Source organism: Sphingomonas sp. (genome assembly GCF_035555815.1).
GTDB lineage: Bacteria > Pseudomonadota > Alphaproteobacteria > Sphingomonadales > Sphingomonadaceae > Sphingomonas.
Genome location: NZ_DATMGG010000047.1, coordinates 1 through 18893, shown reverse-complemented (window position 1 = coordinate 18893; position 18893 = coordinate 1). Strand labels below are relative to the sequence as shown.

21 protein-coding genes and 1 pseudogene are annotated in these 18893 nt (G+C 68.6%); 3 read left to right on the top strand and 19 right to left on the bottom strand.

All coding sequences use genetic code 11. The annotated features are described in order from the left end of the window. Positions 1-165: 165 nt before the first annotated feature. Positions 166-1383, bottom strand: a complete 1218-nt coding sequence (locus VNR91_RS02685) for a Yip1 family protein (protein ID WP_325489248.1) — start codon at positions 1381-1383, stop codon at positions 166-168. Positions 1384-1489: 106 nt separating this feature from the next. Between VNR91_RS02685 and hslV the strand changes: the two genes are divergently transcribed. Both hslV and hslU read left to right on the top strand, forming a co-directional pair. Further along, on the top strand, positions 1490-2044 hold the full coding sequence (gene hslV, locus VNR91_RS02680) for an ATP-dependent protease subunit HslV (protein WP_325489247.1): 555 nt from the start codon (positions 1490-1492) through the stop codon (positions 2042-2044). 16 nt (positions 2045-2060) lie between these two features. Next, the gene (gene hslU / locus VNR91_RS02675) at positions 2061-3356 is read left to right on the top strand and encodes an ATP-dependent protease ATPase subunit HslU (protein ID WP_325489246.1); all 1296 of its coding nucleotides are present in this window, start codon (positions 2061-2063) and stop codon (positions 3354-3356) included. Between the two features lie 125 nt (positions 3357-3481). Here the strand turns inward: hslU and VNR91_RS02670 are convergent, their stop codons facing one another. Genes VNR91_RS02670 through VNR91_RS02620 form a run of 11 tightly spaced genes read right to left on the bottom strand, consistent with a single transcriptional unit; the run spans position 3482 to position 11452 of the window. Beyond that, positions 3482-3892 carry a DUF6491 family protein gene (locus VNR91_RS02670; RefSeq protein ID WP_325489245.1) on the bottom strand — a complete coding sequence of 137 codons (411 nt, stop codon included), beginning with the start codon at positions 3890-3892 and terminating at the stop codon, positions 3482-3484. A 38-nt stretch (positions 3893-3930) separates the two neighbouring features. Beyond that, positions 3931-4665, bottom strand: coding sequence for a hydroxyacylglutathione hydrolase (gene gloB / locus VNR91_RS02665; protein WP_325489244.1), 735 nt, complete (start codon positions 4663-4665; stop codon positions 3931-3933). After that, positions 4652-5749, bottom strand: a complete 1098-nt coding sequence (locus VNR91_RS02660; protein WP_325489243.1) for a nitronate monooxygenase — start codon at positions 5747-5749, stop codon at positions 4652-4654. Before VNR91_RS02660 ends, gloB begins: the two co-directional genes overlap by 14 nt. Next, a complete protein-coding gene (locus VNR91_RS02655; protein ID WP_325489242.1) occupies positions 5716-6165 on the bottom strand; it encodes a VOC family protein in 450 nt (149 codons plus the stop codon). Before VNR91_RS02655 ends, VNR91_RS02660 begins: the two co-directional genes overlap by 34 nt. 49 nt (positions 6166-6214) lie before the next feature. Then, positions 6215-6958 (bottom strand): hypothetical protein, encoded by a 744-nt coding sequence (locus VNR91_RS02650; RefSeq protein ID WP_325489241.1) that lies wholly within the window; start codon positions 6956-6958, stop codon positions 6215-6217. After that, positions 6955-7659, bottom strand: coding sequence for an alpha/beta hydrolase (locus VNR91_RS02645; protein WP_325489240.1), 705 nt, complete (start codon positions 7657-7659; stop codon positions 6955-6957). The genes VNR91_RS02650 and VNR91_RS02645 overlap by 4 nt, the downstream gene beginning before the upstream one ends. A gap of 4 nt (positions 7660-7663) precedes the next feature. Further along, positions 7664-8737, bottom strand: a complete 1074-nt coding sequence (locus VNR91_RS02640; protein ID WP_325489239.1) for a M48 family metallopeptidase — start codon at positions 8735-8737, stop codon at positions 7664-7666. Positions 8738-8746: 9 nt separating this feature from the next. Further along, positions 8747-9871 (bottom strand): YjgN family protein, encoded by a 1125-nt coding sequence (locus VNR91_RS02635; RefSeq protein ID WP_325489238.1) that lies wholly within the window; start codon positions 9869-9871, stop codon positions 8747-8749. 53 nt (positions 9872-9924) lie between these two features. Continuing rightward, entirely contained in the window at positions 9925-10833 is a 909-nt protein-coding gene (locus VNR91_RS02630) for an alpha/beta hydrolase (protein WP_325489237.1), read from the bottom strand. Further along, positions 10830-11039, bottom strand: coding sequence for a helix-turn-helix transcriptional regulator (locus tag VNR91_RS02625; protein WP_325489236.1), 210 nt, complete (start codon positions 11037-11039; stop codon positions 10830-10832). Before VNR91_RS02625 ends, VNR91_RS02630 begins: the two co-directional genes overlap by 4 nt. After that, complete coding sequence (locus VNR91_RS02620) at positions 11036-11452, bottom strand: hypothetical protein (RefSeq protein ID WP_325489235.1); 417 nt, start codon at positions 11450-11452, stop codon at positions 11036-11038. Before VNR91_RS02620 ends, VNR91_RS02625 begins: the two co-directional genes overlap by 4 nt. 153 nt (positions 11453-11605) lie before the next feature. Here VNR91_RS02620 and VNR91_RS02615 point away from each other — a divergent pair, with 153 nt between their 5' ends. Then, on the top strand, positions 11606-11902 hold the full coding sequence (locus VNR91_RS02615) for a hypothetical protein (protein ID WP_325489234.1): 297 nt from the start codon (positions 11606-11608) through the stop codon (positions 11900-11902). Positions 11903-12129: 227 nt separating this feature from the next. On the opposite strand, the gene VNR91_RS02610 is transcribed toward VNR91_RS02615, so the two are convergent. The 7 genes and pseudogenes from VNR91_RS02610 to VNR91_RS02580 all read right to left on the bottom strand — a co-directional run. Next, complete coding sequence (locus VNR91_RS02610; protein ID WP_325489233.1) at positions 12130-14514, bottom strand: TonB-dependent receptor; 2385 nt, start codon at positions 14512-14514, stop codon at positions 12130-12132. A 124-nt stretch (positions 14515-14638) separates the two neighbouring features. Then, entirely contained in the window at positions 14639-15409 is a 771-nt protein-coding gene (gene xth, locus VNR91_RS02605; RefSeq protein ID WP_325489232.1) for an exodeoxyribonuclease III, read from the bottom strand. A 10-nt stretch (positions 15410-15419) separates the two neighbouring features. Next, a complete protein-coding gene (erpA, locus tag VNR91_RS02600) occupies positions 15420-15761 on the bottom strand; it encodes an iron-sulfur cluster insertion protein ErpA (RefSeq protein WP_325489231.1) in 342 nt (113 codons plus the stop codon). 229 nt (positions 15762-15990) lie between these two features. Further along, on the bottom strand, positions 15991-17181 hold the full coding sequence (locus tag VNR91_RS02595) for a M23 family metallopeptidase (protein WP_325489230.1): 1191 nt from the start codon (positions 17179-17181) through the stop codon (positions 15991-15993). A gap of 114 nt (positions 17182-17295) precedes the next feature. Then, the gene (locus VNR91_RS02590; protein WP_325489229.1) at positions 17296-18090 is read right to left on the bottom strand and encodes a ferritin-like domain-containing protein; all 795 of its coding nucleotides are present in this window, start codon (positions 18088-18090) and stop codon (positions 17296-17298) included. A 24-nt stretch (positions 18091-18114) separates the two neighbouring features. After that, entirely contained in the window at positions 18115-18579 is a 465-nt protein-coding gene (locus VNR91_RS02585) for a peroxiredoxin (RefSeq protein WP_325489228.1), read from the bottom strand. Further along, positions 18579-18893, bottom strand: a pseudogene (locus VNR91_RS02580) (glutamine-synthetase adenylyltransferase); the annotation flags it as partial. The pseudogene VNR91_RS02580 and the gene VNR91_RS02585, both read right to left, overlap by 1 nt.

Here is an 18893-nt window from a genome sequence, read left to right as displayed (position 1 = left end):
CCCGCCCCGCGCGGACGGAGATCGCCAGCGTAGGCCACGCGACACAAAAAACCGCCCCTCGACGGTCGGGAGCGGGCTGGTTCGACAGGTTTCAGCGGGACGGAGGGTTCGGCGGGCCGGCCACCCGCTCCCCGGTGCGATGCCCCGGTGCGATGCCCGGCGCGATTACTTCGCCAGGCCTTCCAGCGTGCCCAGCGGCACGCTCGCGGCCAGCGCCTTCAGCGTATCGGCATTGTCGGCGTTGCCTTCGACCGAGACCATGAAACGGTTCGCCACCACGGTCGAATATTCGCCGCGGCGCGATTCGCCGTCCCACTTGTCGGTGGTCAGCCGGCCGTCGACCTGCCCGGTCTTTTCATAGCCATTCGCGGTGGTCTTGCTCGACTGGACGTTGAACGCGCTGCCCAGTGCGGTGATCGCCCCCATCGCGCCCATGTCGGTCACCGACAGGCTGGCGGTGTCGCTGCCCCGGCTATAGTCGCCCTTGGCGGTGGAGCCGGCGATGCCGCCGGCCCCCGCGCTCTGGTTCTCCACGCTGGTGCGCGTCCACCCCGCCGCCGATGCCGGCAGCAACGCCTGCAACGTGTTGGGATCGACCGCCTTGACCGCGCCCGCCGGCACGGTGCCGGGGGCACCGGAGGCGGCGTTGGCGCTCGCCTCGATCTGCTTGGCGGCCTGTTCCAGCTTGCCGAGGTCGACCGATCCGACGCCGGGAACGGTCGCGGTGCCGCTCACCACCGTGGGCGAATACATCGCGGTGGTGGCAAAGGTCGCGCTCAGCCCGGCGACGACCGCGCCGATGACGATGTAGAGCAGGATCGCGCACACCACGGAGACCACGGTGTACCCCAGCGCCTTGTCCTGCGGCGCCTTCATCAGCTTGGGCAGGCCAAGGTAGAGCAGATAGAGTCCGTACAGCCCGAACAACACGCTGATGATGCCCAGCATCGGGATCAGGCCGAAAATGCTGCCGACGAAGCTGGCGGTGTAGGAAAAGGCGACCACCTTCAGCGCCGACACCGGATTCTTGACGCCGCCGAAATTGGGCGCGAGCGCGTCGACGATCTTCGCCAGCACCCAGATGCCGACGATCGACAGGACATAGCCCAGGATCGCGGTCGTCAGCGCCATCACCAGCGGCGGCTTGAACACGATCCCCATCGCGCCATAGCCGAACACCTGCCCGCCGATCAGGCTCGCCACCGGCCCGATCGCCGCCAGCGGCAGCACCCATCCGGTGAAGATGCCCTTTTCGGTCATCGGCTCGGCGTCGATCCGGTCCCATTCGGTCTTGGGCGACAGCAGGATGTTCTTGATCCGGTCGACCATGCCGGCGCTGGGCGGCGGGAAGATCGGCGATCCGGGCGGAGGTGTGGAGGCCATTCTCGAATTCCCCTTGTTGTGTTCGAGTCGCTACCGTGATGATGCGCTGACATCATCGTGAGAGAAAGCCTTGATTGCAGTCCGGCCCGCTCCCCATATCCGGCGCATGAGCGAAACGACACCGGTGTGGCACGGCACCACCATTCTCTCCGTGCGCAGGAACGGGCGCGTCGTCGTCATCGGCGATGGCCAGGTCTCCCAAGGCCCGACCGTGATGAAGCCCAACGCGCGCAAGGTCCGCCCGCTGGGCGACGGCAGCGTCATCGCCGGGTTCGCCGGCGCGACCGCCGACGCCTTCACCCTGTTCGAGCGGCTCGAGGCCAAGCTCGAACGGCATCAGGGGCAGCTTCTCCGCGCCGCGGTCGAGCTGGCCAAGGACTGGCGCACCGACAAATACCTCCGCAATCTGGAGGCGATGCTGATCGTCGCCGACAAGTCGGTCACCCTGGTCGTCACCGGCAACGGCGACGTGCTGGAGCCGGAGGGCGGCATCGCCGCGATCGGATCGGGCGGCAATTTCGCGCTCGCCGCCGCGCGCGCGCTGGTCGACTACGAACAGGATGCCGAGACGCTGTCCCGCAAGGCGATGGCGATTGCCGGGGAGCTGTGCGTCTACACCAACGACCGGCTGACGATGGAAGCGCTCGACAGCGACAATTGATTCAACAGGAATTCCCGTGAACGACAATCTGACTCCCAAGGCGATCGTCGCCGCCCTCGACGCGCACATCATCGGCCAGGCGGACGCCAAGCGCGCGGTGGCGGTGGCGCTGCGCAACCGCTGGCGCCGCCAGCAGCTCGCCCCCGATCTGCGCGACGAGGTCAGCCCGAAGAACATACTGATGATCGGCCCAACCGGGTGCGGCAAGACCGAGATCAGCCGGCGGCTGGCCAAGCTGGCCGACGCGCCGTTCGTCAAGGTCGAGGCGACCAAGTTCACCGAGGTCGGCTATGTCGGCCGCGACGTCGAACAGATCGCCCGTGATCTGGTCGAGGAAGCGGTACGGCTGGAAAAGGAACGTCGCCGGCTCGCGGTCAAGGACAAGGCGGAGGAGGCGGCGATGGCCCGGCTGCTCGACGCGCTGACCGGCAAGGGCGCCAGCGAGGCGACTCGCTCCGCCTTCCGCCAGCGCTTCCACGACGGCCATCTCGATTCGACCGAGATCGAGATCGAGCTGGAAGCAGCACCGCAGATGCCGTTCGAAATCCCCGGCGGCGGCGCGCAGATGATCAACCTGGGCGAGATGATGGGCAAGGCGTTCGGCGGCGCCCAGTTGAAGCGCCGCAAGCTTCACGTCCCCGCCGCCTGGGAAAAGCTGGTCGAGGAGGAAGCCGACAAGCGCCTCGACCAGGATGAGGTCAGCCGCACCGCGCTGGCCGACGCGGAGGCCAACGGCATCGTCTTCCTCGATGAGATCGACAAGATCGCGGTCAGCGACGTGCGCGGCGGATCGGTCAGCCGCGAGGGCGTGCAGCGCGACCTGTTGCCGCTGATCGAGGGCACGACGGTCGCCACCAAATACGGGCCGATGAAGACCGACCACATCCTGTTCATCGCCTCGGGCGCGTTCCACGTCGCCAAGCCCAGCGATCTGCTGCCGGAGCTTCAGGGCCGCCTGCCGATCCGCGTCGAGCTGAACGGGCTGACCGAGGACGATTTCATCGCGATCCTGTCGGACACCAAGGCGTCGCTGCCCGAACAATATAAGGCGCTGATCGCGACCGAGGGCGTGACCGTCGATTTCACCGCCGACGGCATCAAGGCGGTCGCGCGCATCGCCGCCGAGGTGAATGGCCAGGTCGAGAACATCGGCGCCCGCCGCTTGCAGACGGTGATGGAAAAGCTGCTCGAACAGGTCAGCTTCGAGGCGGAGGATCGGGCGGGCACGACACTCACCGTCGACGCCGCCTACGTCGACAGCCAGCTCGCCAGCGTCGCGCGCAACACCGATCTCAGCCGCTACGTGCTCTAGGACCGCTCACCGCGCGGCCCGGAGACTGCGCCCGGGTCGTCATCGCGGGCGCAGCGCGGCAACCCAGCGTCCCGAACGCGACTCTGGATTGCCGCCGGGCCAAGCCCCTCGCGATGACGAGCGGCTTATCCTCGCGGCTTGGTATAGGGCACGAAGTCGCCGAACGAGCATGCGCCGGTCGGGAAGCCGCCGGTGCGGTCGACCGTGCGGACGATGTCGCCGCGGCACAATTGGCTGCCATAGCTTTTGGTGACGATGATATCGTCGCGCTTCAGGCCGAAACAGCCGCCGCTGGGCTTGTTCAGCCAATACCGCCGGCCGCTGTCGCGATAGAGCAGCGTGTCGCCGCCATAGACGGTGACGCTGGCGTTGCGCAGATCGGCGCAGTTGGTCGGCTTGCCCGCTTCAAAGCCGGTCAGATCCTTGGCCAGCCGCGCCTCTTCGCGGGCTTGGCTGGCATCGGCGCGCTCGGCCTGCTCGGCGGACATGGTACATCCCGCGAGCAACACGAGGCACGGTAAGGCAATACGCAACATCGTCGACCTCCAATCGCCCCCCATCATCTATAACGGAATCAACCGCGGAAATCATCTTTTGCCGCACGCCGCTCGGCCAATTGCTCGGCAGAGGAGGCGCGCAGGAACGGGTTGGTCGCCAGCTCCAGCGCGATCGTGGTCGGCAGCGTCGCCTCCCCCGCCGCGCGCAGCCGATCGACCTCGACCATCCGCGCCTTGAGCGCTTCGTTGTCGGGTTCCGCGACCAGCGCGTAGCGGCCGTTGGACTGGGTATATTCGTGCGCGGCGAACACCTGCATCGCGGGCGGCAGCACCGCATATTTTCGCATCGCGGCGTACATGTCGGCCGCCGTCCCCTCGAACAGCCGGCCACAGCCCATCGCGAACATCGTGTCGCCGGGGAACAGCAGCGCATCGTCGTCGAACACGTAGCTGATGTGGCCGGCGGTGTGCGCCGGAGTGTCGATCACCCGCGCGGTGTGCGTGCCGATCGTCACCGTATCGCCTTCCGTCACGGTGCGGTCGAGCGTCGGGATCTTCTCCGCCTCCGCCGCCGGGCCGGTGACGACCGCGCCGGTCGCGTCCTTCACCGCCTGGATGCCGCCGGTGTGGTCGGGGTGCCAATGGGTGATCCACACCTGGGTGATCGCCCAGCCGCGCGCCTTCGCCTCGGCCAGCGCCGGTGCCGCGTCGCCGGGATCGACCACGATCGTTTCCTGTGAGACGGGATCGTGGACCAGCCAGATATAATTGTCGTCAAAGGCGGCGACGCGGGCAATCTCAAGCGCGGACATGGGAAGTCTCCAACAGGGCAAGGGTCTCGGCGGCAAGCCGTTCGGTCAGCGATTGGGCGGGTTCGGGACGGACGGCGGCGCCGCCGGTGCCCGACCATAGCGATGAATAGTCCCCGCGCGCATCGGCTTCGGCGAAGGCGCGCAGCGGCGCGATCGCGGCGGAGGCGTGGGGAAAGGGCGGGACGGCGGGATGCGTCGGCCCCAGCGTGTCGATCAGCCGGTTGCGGATGCCGCGCGCCTCGCGGCCGGTGAACAGCGTGGTGAACACCGTCTCCGCCGCCGTGCCGAGCGCGGCGCGGTGCACCGCGCTGGCAAGGCTTTCCGGCGCGGGAAGATAGGCGGTGCCAATCTGCACCGCGCTCGCCCCCGCATTCAGCGCCGTGGCGATTCCACCCGCATCGACGATGCCGCCCGCCGCGATCACCGGCAGGTCGGTCGCGGCGACGATTCCGGCGAGCAGTTCGCGCAGGGGCGTCGGGCGGTGGCGGTCGAGGAACCAGCCGGCGTGACCGCCCGCTTCCGCCCCTTGCGCGATCACCGCATCGACGCCGCGCTCGGCGAGCCAGCGCGCCTCCTCCACGGTCGTCGCGCAGCCGAACACCGCCGTGCCGGTCGCCTTGACCCGGGCGAGCAGGTCCGCATCGGGCAGGCCGAAGTGGAAGCTGACCACCTCGGGCAGCACCGCCTCGACCATCTCGGCCATCGCCGCGTCGAACGGCTTGCGCAACGGCGGCGGCGTGCCGGGCGTCACGCCCTCCTCGGCGTAGAAGGGCGCCAGCGCGGCGCGCCACGCGCTGTCGTCGGGCACAGGGCCCAGCGTGTGGCAAAAGAAATTGAGATTGATCGGCCCGTCCGCCGCGTCGCGCACCTCCGCGGCCTGGACGATCGCCTGGTGCGGTGACAGCACCGCGCACGGCAGCGATCCCAGCGCCCCGCCGCGCACCGCCGCCGCCGCCAGCGCGACCCCACCGAAATTGGCCATCGGTGCCTGGACGATCGGCACCTCGGCGCCGGTCAGGTCGAGGAAACGCCGGTCGGGCCAGTCGGCCATCACCATTCGCCGGTGTTCGGCATCGATGCCCATGGCTCGGCGGGCTCGAGCACGCCGTCCTGCAACAGCTCGATCGAGATATTGTCGGGGGTGCGGACGAACGCCATGTGGCCGTCGCGCGGCGGACGGTTGATGGTGACGCCCGCGTCCATCAGCCGCTGGCAGGTCTCGTAGATGTTGTCGACGCGATAGGCGAGATGGCCGAAATTGCGGCCGCCGGCGTAGACTTCCGCCGATTTGCCTTCTTCCGGCCAGTTGTAGGTCAGCTCGACCTCGGCATGGGCGCGTTCGCCCGGACCGGCCATATCCTCGGGTGTGGCGAGGAAGATCAGCGTGAAGCGACCCTGCTCGCTCTCCATCCGCCGCACCTCCTTCAGGCCGAGCAGTTCGAAGAAGCGGATCGTCGCGTCGGGATCGGTGACGCGGATCATCGTGTGAAGGTATTTCATGTCGGCGCGCCTCTTGGGGAGTGACGCCGCGGAGATAGGGTGGCGAAGGCTATTTGTCAGCGTCGAATTGGGCGAGCGCGGCGCGCGCCGCCACCCCCGACGGGCTATCCGGCGCCAGTTGAACCGCCTTTTGCCAGCCCAGCCGCGCGCGTCCCTCGTCCCCCGCGACGGCGGCGATGTTGCCGGCCTCCAGCTGGACCGCGGCATCGTCGGCGGACAGTCGCAGCGCCTCCGCAATGTCCTTCTCCGCGCGCGGTCGGTCGCCCATCCGCCGCGCCAGCGTCGCCGACAGCAGCCAGGCGAGCGGATCGGCCGATGCGTTGACGATCGCGCGGTCAAGGTCGGCGCGCGCGGTCGCCAGGTCGTCGGTCGCAACGGCGGCGCGGGCGTGGTCGAGCTGCGCCTCGCCCAGCTCCAGCCCGGCCAATGTGCCGCTGGCCAGCGCCGCGTCGAGCGCGGTGCGCGCCTTGGTCGCCTCCCCCGCCGCCAGCCAGGCGTTGCCCGCCTGCGCCCAATAGCCGCCGGCGCGCGGATCGGCGGCGATCTCGGCCTGGTGCGCCGCCTCGGTAAAGGCGCCCGCCGCGCCGACGTAATTGCCGCTGGTGGCATAGGCCAGCCCCAGGCACTGCCGCGCGGGCGCGCCGCCGCCGGCCAGCCGCCACGCCGATGCCTCCGCCTCGCCGCGCGCCGGGTCGCCGGTGGCAAGGTCGACGCACCGCTCGAACCGCGCCTCCGCCGATTCGACCGGCGGGGCGGCGACGGTAGCCTGCAACAACAGCAGCGCCGGGATCATGGCAGTCCTTCGATCGTGCGCAGTATCAGCGCGATGTCGGCGTCGCGCGACAGCCGATGGTCGCCGTCCTTGACGAAGATCGCCTGCACATCGGGTGAACGGATCAGACGCGCCAGATCGAGGCTCAACTTCCACGGTACGTCAGGATCGGCCTGGCCATGGATCAGCCGCACCGGCGCGTCGATCGCGATCGCGCCGCCCATCAGGCGGTTGGCCTCTCCCGACTTCCAGAAGGCGTGGGTCGTCACCGTCGGCTCGGGCGCATATTGCGACGGCTCCTCCAGCCGACCGTCGCGCGCCAGCACCGCCTTCTGCGCATCCGTGAAGCCCCAGTCGGTGAAGTCGGGTGCGGGCGCGATGCCGACCAGCGCCGCGACCCGGTGGGGGCGGGCCAGCGCGACCAGCAGCATGATCCACCCGCCCATCGACGATCCGACCAGCACCACCGGCCCCGCCACCACGGTGTCGATCAGGTGGAGCGCGTCGTCGCGCCAGCTGGCCAGCGTGCCATCCTCGAACGCGCCAGGGCTGGCGCCGCAGCCGGCATAGTCGAAGCGCAGGCAGGCGCGGCCATGCGCCACCGCCCATGCCTCGACCGCCAGCGCCTTGCTGCCGGTCATGTCAGAGGCATAGCCGGGCAGGAACACCAGGGTCGGCCCGGCGCCGGGGGTGAGGTGATAGGCCAGGTTTCGATCGGTCATCGGTTCAGAATCGCAGCTCGGTTTTGGAGACATCCGGGTCGGCGGTACAGATCGTGCGTAGCGCCGCCCACTGCGCCGCGTCGAGCGCGGGCGTCGCGCCGGCACGGGCGCTGGCGCGGAACAGCCGCTGGCGCTCGCCCGACAGCGGGTGGCTGGACATATAGCCGAGCACCCGCGCCGACGCGCCCAGCTTCGCCTCGCCCGCGCCCAGCCGCGCGAAGAAGGCGGCGGTGCCCAGCGGGGAGATCCGCGCCGCGCGCAGCGCGTCGATCGCGAAGCCGTCGGCGTCGGCTTCGGCGCTGCGGCTGTACCCGGCGGCGAGCAGCGCGTTGGTATAGCCGCCGACATTGCCGTCGAGCCCGCCCAGCAGCACGCTCAGCCCCAATTGGCGGATCAGCGCCGCCAGCACGTCGCGGTGCGCGACATGGCCCAGCTCGTGCGCCACAACCCCGGCGACCTCATCGGGCGACCGCGCGTCCTTGAGCAGCCCCTGAAAGATCAGGATATGCCCGCCCGGCAGCGTCACCGCGTTGACGATCGGCACGTTGACCACGCGGATGTCCGCGCCCGCCACCGCCGGGCCAAGCCGATCCGACAGCGCTTGCAACGCCGCCGCGCCCGCCCGGGCGGCGCAGGTGCGTCCGCCGAAATCGCCGACCATCAGGTCGCCCAGCCGCCGCTCGACCGGCGCCGGGACCAGCTTGGCCGCAACGCCGGGCGCGAACGACAGGCCGAGGACCGCCAGCCCGGCGACCGTGGCAAAGATCAACGTGCCCTGGACCAGCCCCAGCCGGTCGACGATCCCACCATAGCGCCGCTCACCCGGCAGCAGCGCCGCCACCGGCGCCGGGATCGGTTCCGCCAGCCCGATCCGCCATCCGGAACGCCGCTTCAGCCCATATTGGTGCGCGCCCTCGATCCGGCCGTGGCCGATCAGGTCGGCAAAGGCGAACGGCCCGTCGCGGCGATCGTCCTCGACCAGCGTGAACGTCGCACCGTCGGGCACCAGCCGCGCGTCGCGCCGGAGCGCGCTGGCGCCGTCATAATACCACACGCGCGCATCGTCGGAGGTCGCCATCACCGGCCGTCAGAACGCGCCGACATCGAACGCATCGAGCAGTCCCTCGCCCTGCGGCGGCGCGCGGGTGGTCGACTGGGTCAGCTCATCGAGGCGCAGTTCGCCATAGGCCTCGATATGGGTGACGAAGAATTTCCAGTTGCGATAGGGAACGAACAGGAAGCCGATTCCCAAGGTGACGATCACCAGCCCGATGTTGCCGAGCACCAGCTTCATCCAGTCACGGGTGCGCGCGGTGAACGCGAAGCTGAGCGACCCGAGCGTGAGCTTGCCCACCGCCTCACGATAATAGGCGGAGTAGAAGAACAGCGCCACCAATCCCAGAACGACGAAGAACAGGATGTAAAACGCGCCCAGCACGATCACCAGCCCGGCCATGACGCTCTCACGCGACGCCCCCTCACCATCGACCCCGGCGATCGATCCGACCGCGAGCGCGCCGGTGGCCATCAGGATGCCCAACACCACGAGCAGCGCGATCGGCGAGAGGTAGAAGATCAGGTAGCGGCCGATGATCCGGTTCCAGTCGGCGTCCGATTCGAACCGCAGCGGGCCAAAGCTCATCTCGCGCCAGCGCCGGTTCCACAGGCTGGTCATCGACCACGGCACCATCAGCCCCAGCGCCAGCCCGCCCAGCAGCGTGCGCCACAGATGCTCGACGCCATAGCGCAGGCCCTGGATATCGCTGCCGCCGCGGATGCCGTGCCAGAAGGTGCGGCTGAGCCGGTAGCGCAGCGCGCGGAACACCGCGACGCCGATCAGATAGAGCAGCAGCACATAGAGCAGGATCATCAGCAGGATCGCCTGCCCCGGATGCCCGCGCAGGATCAGCGCCTGCATCAGGAACTGCAACCCGGCCAGCGGCAGCAGGAAGAACACCAGCGCCATCAGATAGCCGACGAACAGCTCCAGCCCGGTGCCGGTCCATTCCAGCCGATCGTCGATGAAGTGGGTGCGGCTCCACAGATAACGCCGTTCCCGCGCCCGCGCCCAGAACGCGTAGATGCCCAATGTGACGATCGTCAGCAGCAAATTGGTGAAGGCGATCGGGGCGAATTCGCGCCAGTTGCCATGGAACTGAAAGGCGCTCTCCGTCGGCGGCGGCAACGGTTCGGGCAATGGTTCGTCGGTCATGCGATGTTCTCCCCCGCCGCATCGTTGGAGCGCAGCGGCGGGGGAGCGTCAACTCACTTCGCAGCAAGAAAGGCGGTAAGTGCCCCCGCGAATGCCCCCGGCTGGTCGAGCATCACGAAATGCGCGGTATCGGTGATGGGCACGAAGGTCGCGTGCTTCGCCTTGGCGTAGACGTCGCGGTACAGCGCGTCGCCGGGCGCGGGATAGATCGCGGTGATCGGCGCGGCGATCGCGGCGATGTCGGGGCGAAGGTCGGTGGTCATGTCCTCGTACAGCGCCTGCGCGGTGACGCGCGGATCGGCCGCCATCGCCCACGCCTTGACCTTGGCCCGCGCCTCCGGTGTCGCGGCCAGCCCGTTGGCGGTCCGCTCGGCGCCGACGGCATCGGCGGGCTTCCCATAGCTGGCGAGGATCTGCTCGCGCATCGCCTTCGCCTGCGGCTCGACCATCGCGACGGTGGCGCCGCGCAGGAACAGGTCGCCGATATAGGGCAGCGAATCGACCACCATCAGCCGCGACACGTCGCCCGGATGCGCCCTGGCCAGCATCAGCCCGACCAGCCCGCCCAGCGAATGGCCGACCACCGCCGGCGCCTTCAGCCCGGCCCTGGCGACATAGGTGTCGAGATCGGCGACGGTGCCGTCGAGGATGCCCGGCGCGGTGTTGGCGCGCGGATCGTCGCCGCCAAAGCCGTTGATCTGGACGACATGGACACGGTGGGTCTTCGCCAGTGCGGGCACGACGCCGTCCCACACCGCACGCGGGCTGGACAGGCCGGGGATCAGGATCACGTCCGGTCCCGCCCCGGTCACGCTCACCGAGATGTGCTCCATCTGCACCGGCGCGGCGGCGACCGTGGCGGGGGCCGGCGCGGCGGCGCGGGCATGGCCGGGGGATAGGTTGAGCAGCAGCGCCGGCAATGCGACGGCGGCGATCAGGCGGGCCTTGCTGGCGGGAGTCATTGGTCGTTCTCCTTGGCGGGATTGGTGAAAATGTCCTCGATGGTCAGGTCGAACACGTCGGCGATCTTGAATGCGAGCGGCAGCGAGGGATCGTAGCGGCCGGTCTCGACCGCGTTGACGCTCTGGCGCGACACTTCGAGCCGCTCGGCCAGGTCCTGCTGGCTCCATGCGCGTTCGGCGCGCAGCACGCGAAGCCGGTTCTTCATGCCCCGCCTCCGCCCATCCGGTCGCGGAGGTTGAGCGCACATTGCACGACGCCGAACGAACCGCACCACAAGGGGAACGCCAGGAAGGTGGGAAAGTGGGGCACCATTTCGCTGCCTTCCAGAAACCCCCACACGGTGGTGACCGCCAGCGTGATGCCGATGCCCGCGATCATCGCGGTGATCAGCCGGTTGCGGATGAACTCGTCGCGCTCCTCCGCCAGATACAGCCCCATCACCACCAGCACCGCGAGCAGCGGCAGCGCCGGCAGCAGCGACAGGAGAAACAGCGCCGCGCCTTCCGGGTGATAGACGCGTTCGACCCACGTGCTCCCGAACAGCACCACGACATAGCCCACCATCGCGGGAACGAAGCGCCGGATGTAGCGGCGCTGGGCCGGATTATTACTCTGCATGTCAAGCGTCCTGTTAGTTTTGACAAGGACGCTTTACGATTGACATAGCGCGTTGTCAACTACCCTTGTCATATAGACAATGACCCATGTCACAGTTGCCTCGGCGCCGCGCGCGGCCTAGGCGATGGCGTTCACGTGTCGAGGAGCGGAATGATGGCGAACAAGGCGGGCGGTCTGGCGGTGGTGTCGCACCCGCATATCGGCGACATCTTCGCCGATGAGGCGATCGCGTTCGATCATCGCGACGGCACCGTGCGCGTCACGCTGGCGACCAAGAAAATGGTCGATCCTGCCCCGCCCTCGCAATTGCAGTTCGTCGTGGTCAACCGGCTGGTGATGACCGTGCCGGGCGCGCAGCGCATGGTGCTGGCGCTGTTCGACTATCTCAAGCAACAGGGCCTTGATCCGGCCGCCGTCGTCGGCGGTGGTGAGGAGACGCCGGTCAACTAGCGTCGCCGCCCGGCGTGGCGCGGGACGATCCGGCATGGTCCGGTTCGGGACACACGTCGCGACGCTTGCCACGACCGGGCCGAACGCGGCGACATCCGACGCGGTCGGCTGGCGCTGCTCTCACAGGAACCCATGGAGCAGCGCGAACCGCGTCTCGGCCAGGATCGTCTGGGGCGCCCCCTCCCCGCCCAAGCCGGCGGGGAAGGGAACGACCGCGGTGCGCGCGGTCAGAAGTTGGCGCTCAGCGTGCCGAACACCTGCCGAGGGGCCGAGGAGTGGAACACCAGGATGGTGCCCGCCGCGTCGTCCGGCGCGAACACGCTGCCGTCGAAGTTCGACGCATAGCGTTTGTCGGTCAGGTTGGTGACGTTCAGCGACAGTTTGGCGCCCTTCACGAAGCCGAACCGGCCGAAGTCATAGCCGACGCCCAGGTCGAACGTCGTGTACCCGCCAAAGCTCTGGTCGTTGGTATAGGTGTAGTAGCGCCGCCCGGTGTACTTGCCCTGGAGCGAGCCCGAAAAACCACCCTGCTTCAGCGTCAGCACGCTGGCGAACATCTGCTTCGGCGTATCGACCTGCTGCTTGCCGGCGGTCTGCTTGACCACGCAGGTGGCGGTGCACCAGTCGAGATCCTCGTCATAGGTCGATTCGTTGAACGACGCCGAATTGTACCAGTTCAGCCAGCGCGTCGGCTTCCACAGCACGCCCAGTTCGACGCCCTTGCTGGTGACGCCGCCGGCGTTGTGGAAGGAATTACCGCAGCCGGGGTTCTGCTGCTGGTTGGTCGGGCACGGGTTGTACTGCAACAGGCGGTTGTCGAAATTGACCTTGTACGCGGCCAGCGACACCTGGAGCGGACCGCTGACATAGCGGTAACCGCCCTCGAAGCTCTTCGACGTCTCGGGCTTCAGCGTCTTGCCCTGCAGGTCCCACACCGCCTGCGAAACCGACTGCGGCCCGAGTTTGAAGCCGCCCTGATACATCGCCATGTTCTCGGCATAGCTGGCGAACAGTTCGTGCCCGCGCGCGACCTGCCAGTGCACCCCGACTTCCGGCAGGAAATTGTCCTTGGCGACCAGCGATCCGCTGGCGAACTGGCTCGACGCGGGCGGCGCCGCCTTGGCGATGCCGTCGATCGCCTGGGCGTCCGATCGCGCATAGGTGCTCTTGAACCCGAAATCGATGCTCAGCGCGTCGTCGAACAGCTTGACCGTGTCCTGGACGTAGAACTGGCGGGTCTTCCACCTGGTTTCCTGCACCCACTGCGCGGTGTCCGGCTGGCCCTTCAGATACTGCGCCAGGCTGAACGGGCCGGTGACGTTGGTCCAGATGTAGCGCGCCGCGCTGCTGGTGTTGTCCTCGATCCAGAAACCGGCCTGGAGCCGGTTGAAGCCGATGTCCCAGGTCACGCTGCCGAGCACGCCGGTGCGATCGATCGTGTAGCGGGTGTCGCGGATCTGGACCGGAATGTCGTCCGCGGTCGATGCGGTGCCCTGCTTCGACCAGCCGGCGATCCAGTTGTTGCCGGCGCCCTTGTCATTGTGGTGGTAGACCTGCACCCGCGCGCTCACCGACTTGGTCAGCGCATAGTCCCCGGCCAGGTAGAACAGATTGTCGTTGCGCAGGATCTGGCCATTGGTGAAGGTGACGTCGGCGTTCTTTTCCGGCGCCGTCGCCGGGACGCACAGCGCCGGCGCGGTCGGGTTGCTCACCGAACAATACGCGCGGTCGAGATACGCCTGCCAGTCCGGCGCATAGCCCGCCCAGTCCCAGCCCAGCCGCGACAGCATGTCCTTCGACAGATAGGTGTCGTCGGCCTGGTTGGTGCGCGACAGGTCGGCGAAGGCGGTGACCCGACCACCGTCGAAGGCGTAGACCAGCTTGCCGTTGAATTGCTTGCCCGTCGACTTGTTCCAGGCGCGCTGGTTCACGAACAGATCCTGCTGGCTGTACTGACCGGAGACATAGGCGGAGAAGCCGCCGTGTTCGCCGGTGTCGATCCGCACGAAGGTGCGCAGGCTGTTCTCGCTGCCGATCGTCTGGCTGAGCGCGAGGCCCATCTCCTTCTTGGGGTCACTGCTGGTATAGGCCAGCGCGCCGCCCAGGTTGCTGGTCGACGGGATCGCCAGCCCGGCGATGCCGGTCGCCAGCTCGGCGCGGCCGAGGTTCTCCGAGATCAGCGCGCGGCTGATGGTGAGGCCGTTGTAGTTGTTGTACGCGCCGTCGCCCAGCGGCATCCCGTCGAGGGAATAGCCGAGGTGGGTGGTGTTGAAGCCGCGCACCTGCAGCGTCAGCGACTGTTCGTTGACGCCCAGCGCGTCGATCGACTGCGCGCTGACGCCGGGCAGGAAGTTGAGCGCCTTCTGCACGCTGGTGCCCGGCGGCAGCACGTCGAGGTTCGACGGCAGCAGGGTGGAGACCGAACGGGTTTCACCGCTGCCGATGACGATGATGTCGTCAGGTTCGCTGCCGTCGGCCGCGACGGGATCGGGCGCGGCGCCGCCGGCGGCGCGGGCGTAGGCGGTCGGCGCGAACGCCACCAGCGCGGCGGACGCCATCAAAAAGGCGCAAGCGCGCCCGTGGCGCGGCCCGCGGCGCGAAAAATCGGTCATCATGATATTCCCCAATCGGCGGCCGACGGGCCACCGTGTCCGCGCCGCTAAGCCGCGTTCGGGTCATTCCTGTTACAGAACGGCAAAACTTCGATGACGATGCGCCGCGGCCACACCGGGGCGATCAGCGCAGGCGCACCCAGGTCGGGGCGTGGTCGCTGGCCTTCTCGCGGGCGCGATAGTCCTTGTCGACGCCGGCCGAATGGAACCGATCGGCGGCGATCGGACTGAGCAGCAGGTGATCGATGCGGAACCCCGCATCGCGCTGCCAAGCGCCCGCCTGATAGTCCCAGAACGTCCACACGCCGCCGCGCGGATATTGGGTGCGCAGCGAATCGGTCCAGCCCTGCGCCAGCAGCGCGCGATAGCCCTGCCGGCTCTCCGGCTGCATCAGCGCGTCGGATTGCATCGCGCGCACCGAATAGACGTCGTCGTCGTTGGGGATGACGTTATAGTCGCCGGCCAGCACCACCGGCCGTTCCTCGGCCAGCAATTCGCGGGCGCGTGCGGCCAGCCGGTCGATCCAGCGCAGCTTGTAGTCGAATTTGGGGCCAGGCACCGGATTGCCGTTGGGCAGGTAGATCGACGCGATCACCACGCCGTCGACCTCCGCCTCGAGATAGCGGCTGTGCTCGTCGTCGGGATCGCCGGCCAGCCCGCGCTGGCGCTCGACCGGGTCGCCACCCTTGGCCAGCACGGCGACGCCGTTCCAGCTCTTTTGCCCGTGCCACACCGCGCCATAGCCGGCGTCGCGGATGTCCTGTTCGGGAAAGCCCTCGTCCGCCGACTTCAGCTCCTGGAGGCACACCACGTCGGGCTGCTGCTCGGCGAGATACTCCAGCAGGCGCGGCAGGCGCGCCTTGATGCCGTTGACGTTGTAGCTGACGATCTTCAAGCGGCGGCGCTCACACCGAAAAGCTGGTGCCGCAGCCGCAGCCCGACGCAGCATTGGGATTGGTCACCCGGAACGCCGCGCCGCCCAGGCTCTCGACGAAATCGACCTGCGCGCCGCGCACCAGATCCAGGCTGATCGAATCGACCACCAGCCGGACCCCGTCGGTCTCGGCTACGATATCGTCGCTCTCCGGGGCATCGGCCAGGCCGAACTGATATTGGAAGCCGGAACAGCCGCCGCCCTCCACCGCCAGCCGCAGGATCGCGGGCTTGCCCTGCCGTCCGGCGATCGCCGCGACACGCGCCGCGGCGGCGGAAGTGAGTTGCACATCGGCGGGAGCGAGCGTGGCCATGGCCTTCAGATAGGCGCGCGCGGCGCCCGCGGCAACCGGTTGGAACGGCGAGTCGAATACCGCCTCAAGGATATCGACGATGCCGCCACCCCTTCGTCATTCCCGCGCAGGCGGGAATTGGTTCAGGCGGCCGTCGCGATGGCAAGCATGACCTGCGCCAATCGATTCCCGCGCGCGGGAATGACGAAGGAGGCGGGCGGTAGGTGGCGCGCCCGGTGGGCCCGCGCGATCAGTTGTTGGCGGTCTGGCTGCCGCCCATCGCGCCCTGCTGGGTGCGCAGCGCGCGATCCTGGATCGCCACCAGCGTGCTCGACGGCTGAAGGAACGGCACCGGATTGACCGCGCGACCGTCGATCCGCACCTCATAATGGAGGTGGCTGCCGGTCGAACGGCCGGTCGATCCCATCAGCGCGATCAGCTGGCCGCGCCGCACGCGGGTGTTCGGTGCGATCAGGATCTTGGACAGGTGGCCATAGCGGGTCTCGATGCCCTTGCCATGATTGATCTCGACCAGATTGCCATAGCCCGACGCGCGTTCGGCGCGGGCGACGATGCCGTCGGCGGTGGCATAGACCGGCGTGCCGAGCGGGCCCGGAATGTCGACCCCGCCGTGCATCGCCGCGACGCGGCGGAACGGATCGGTGCGGACGCCGAAATTGCTGGTGAAGGTCAGGTTGTTGACCGGCTGCATCGACGGGATGGCGATCACGCCCTGCTCGAGCGTGTCGAGCTTCTTCCACGTCTGGAACAACGATTTGAACTGCGCGTCGGCGTCGGTGCTGGCAACCGCGTCGGTGCTGTCCGCCGCCTCGAACGGGCCGCCCATCGCGCCGCCGCGAACGAAACGTTCCGGGCCGAAGCCCAGCCGGCGCAGGTGCGCCGCGGTCATCGTCAGCCGCTGCTGCGTGGCGCGCTGCGCCTGACGGGCGAGCGCAACCTGGCGATATTCGATCCGCTGCAACGGCGCCACGACGGCATTGGCGGCGGCCGGGGTGGCCGGCACGGTCGGCATCGCCGCGGCCAGCTTTTCGGGATCGCCCTTGCCCGACAGGACCGCGGCGATCAGCGCCTGACGCTGCTCGACGCGCGCGGCGTGGACGCGGGTGGCGACCTTCATCGCCGCGACGTCGGCCTGCATCGCCAGCATCCGCGCGTTCATCGACACCATCCGTGCCTCGGGCGAGGTCGGCTCGCCGGCGATACCGGTGACCGCCACCGCGCCGACCGCGGCGGAGGCGACGCCATAGGCGGAAAAGGTCAGGGTGACGACGGCGGCGCCGGCCAGCAGCGCCTGCGCGCGGCCCGAAACGCTGAAGCGGCGCAACGCCTTTCCGTCATGAAAGATGAAATCGCGGGTGGTGAACAGCGAACGGACACGGCGAATGCCGTCCGAACAATTTCGCAGCGTGATAGCGACCATCAGTCCCCGCAACCATAAAAACGCCCTCCGGCGTCAACGGCCGGCGACGGTTCGTTCCCTCTGTCCCGATAGGATGCCCCTCCGCATCAAGACGTGCGCTTGATGCGGGCGGGATCAGGTCGCGGCAATAGCGGCGTAATATTCCCGCGTCAGACCGGCAGAGTCGCGCGCCGAGTCGTTGAACGGTGGCTTAATGGCGCCCCGGAAATATTCCGAAACAAGGCGTTGCCAGGTCGTTTCGGGAACGATTCGTTCGTCGCGGCAGGCCGATTCGAACCAGCGGGTGCCGGCGCGGACATGGCGGATCTCATCGGCGACGATCCGTCGTAGGATGCGTGCGGTCGGCAGGTCGCCCGCCGCTTCGAACCGCTCGATCGTCGCCGGGGTGACGTCCAGTCCGCGCGCCTCCAGCACCATCGGCACCACCGCCAGCCGCGCGAGCGGCACATGCGCGGTCGCCTCCGCCGCTTCCCACAGCCCGTCGTGCGCGGGCAGCGCGCCATAGTGGCTGCCAAGCGATTTCAGCCGGCGATCGAGCAGGGCGAAATGCATCGCCTCGTCCGCGCCCACCGCCAGCCAATCGTCGGTGAACGCGCGGGGAAAGCGCGCGCCGAACCGCCCGGCCATGTCAAAGGCAAGGTCGATCGCGACGAATTCGATATGCGCCAGCGCGTGGGTCAGCGCGATCCGGCCGCGGTCCGATCCGGCGCGGCCGCGCTTCGGCATCCGGTTGGGCGGCAGCAATTCCGGCAGGGCCGACCGGGCAGGGCGCGCCGGCATCGCGACGTCGAAGTCATGCGCCAGCCGCCCCAGCCGCCAGTCGCGCGCCACCCGGCGCGCGGCGGCGACCTTGGCCAGCGGATCGGCGGTGAGCAGCACGCCCCGCGCCGCCGCCGCGACGCTGGTCACGCTGCCACGCTCATCGCAGCGCACTCACAGATCGCGCGCAGCGGCGAGCACTTCGGCGGCGTGGCCGGCGACCTTCACCTTCCGCCAGGCGCGAGCGAGCTTGCCGTTGGCGCGGAACAGATAGGTCGACCGTTCGACCCCCATGAAGCGGCGGCCGTACATGCTCTTTTCGACCCACGCCCCGAAATCCTCGATCAGCACCCCGTCGGCATCGGTCGCCAGCGCGATCGTCAGGTCGTGCTTCTTCGCGAACTTGGCGTGGCTGGCCGGCGAATCCTTCGACACGCCCAGAACCGCGATCTCCGCCGCCGCGAATTCGGGCGCCAGCGCGGAAAAATCGATCGCCTCGCGCGTGCAGCCGGTGGTGTCGTCCTTCGGATAGAAATAGAGCACCAGCGGCTTGCCCAGAAAACCACGGAGCGGCAGCGGCGCGCCGTCGATCCCGGTCAGCGCGTGATCGGGCAGCCGGTCGCCCTCCTCGATCGCCATCAGTCTTCTCCCGTCGCATCGTGCCCCATTGCATCATGCCACGCCCGCCGCACGCTCTGCCGGGTGGCGTCGAGCCGTGCAAGTACCGTCGCCCAGTCCGCCACCCCCAGCGCGCGCGCCAGCAGTGCCTGGGTCGCCGGCGGCGGCGCCTGGCAATCGGGCGCGACCAGCCGCGTGGTCACCAGCAGCCGCGACAACAGGTCATGCGCGTCGCCCAGATCGGCGGGCAACAGTCCGGCGGCGACCAGCGCGTCGATCGCCCCGCGCAGATGCGGATCGAACCCGACGCGGTGGACCAGCTGCGCGACGTGGAC